This is a genomic window from Billgrantia zhangzhouensis (assembly GCF_021404465.1).
GTDB classification, from domain to species: domain Bacteria; phylum Pseudomonadota; class Gammaproteobacteria; order Pseudomonadales; family Halomonadaceae; genus Halomonas; species Halomonas zhangzhouensis.
In genome coordinates this window covers 1-1,305 of sequence record NZ_JABFTT010000029.1, presented here as the reverse complement: position 1 = coordinate 1,305, position 1,305 = coordinate 1, and the positions used below count along the sequence as shown (strand labels likewise).

At 56.8% G+C, this 1,305-nt stretch carries 1 rRNA gene; it reads left to right on the top strand.

Features of this window, described 5'->3' with window-relative positions:
• Positions 1 to 288: 288 nt before the first annotated feature.
• Positions 289 to 1,305 (top strand): 16S ribosomal RNA (locus HOP51_RS20860); the annotation flags it as partial.

The window sequence follows — 1,305 nt, the reverse complement described above, 5'->3', positions numbered from 1 at the left end:
CTCCGCCGCTTCAGTAGAATACGCCTTCCTCGCAGGGCGCTGGCGAGGCCTCTCGATCACTGGATCGACGGCCCCGGCAGCAAGCGAGACGCTCCGCTCTCTATCCCGGAGCCGCTCTTTAACAATCGATCAGGTAATTCATGTGGGCGCTTGTCGATGAGGTGGTGAGAAGTCACACCATTTCAAGGCAAGCGACTCGTCGAGACCTTCGGGTCTTTTGAGAAGCTTTGACCTTGAGCCAAGTTTGGTTCGCTTCCTTCTTCGGAAGGGCAAGAACCGCACGATCTTAAACTGAAGAGTTTGATCATGGCTCAGATTGAACGCTGGCGGCAGGCCTAACACATGCAAGTCGAGCGGTAACAGGGAGAGCTTGCTCTCTGCTGACGAGCGGCGGACGGGTGAGTAATGCATAGGAATCTGCCCGGTAGTGGGGGATAACCTGGGGAAACCCAGGCTAATACCGCATACGTCCTACGGGAGAAAGCAGGGGACCTTCGGGCCTTGCGCTATCGGATGAGCCTATGTCGGATTAGCTGGTTGGTGAGGTAATGGCTCACCAAGGCAACGATCCGTAGCTGGTCTGAGAGGATGATCAGCCACATCGGGACTGAGACACGGCCCGAACTCCTACGGGAGGCAGCAGTGGGGAATATTGGACAATGGGCGCAAGCCTGATCCAGCCATGCCGCGTGTGTGAAGAAGGCCCTCGGGTTGTAAAGCACTTTCAGTGGGGAAGAAAGCCTTCCGGCTAATACCCGGGAGGGAGGACATCACCCACAGAAGAAGCACCGGCTAACTCCGTGCCAGCAGCCGCGGTAATACGGAGGGTGCGAGCGTTAATCGGAATTACTGGGCGTAAAGCGCGCGTAGGCGGCTTGATAAGCCGGTTGTGAAAGCCCCGGGCTCAACCTGGGAACGGCATCCGGAACTGTCAGGCTAGAGTGCAGGAGAGGAAGGTAGAATTCCCGGTGTAGCGGTGAAATGCGTAGAGATCGGGAGGAATACCAGTGGCGAAGGCGGCCTTCTGGACTGACACTGACGCTGAGGTGCGAAAGCGTGGGTAGCAAACAGGATTAGATACCCTGGTAGTCCACGCCGTAAACGATGTCGACTAGCCGTTGGGTCCTTCGCGGACTTTGTGGCGCAGTTAACGCGATAAGTCGACCGCCTGGGGAGTACGGCCGCAAGGTTAAAACTCAAATGAATTGACGGGGGCCCGCACAAGCGGTGGAGCATGTGGTTTAATTCGATGCAACGCGAAGAACCTTACCTACCCTTGACATCCTGCGAACCCTTCGGAGACGA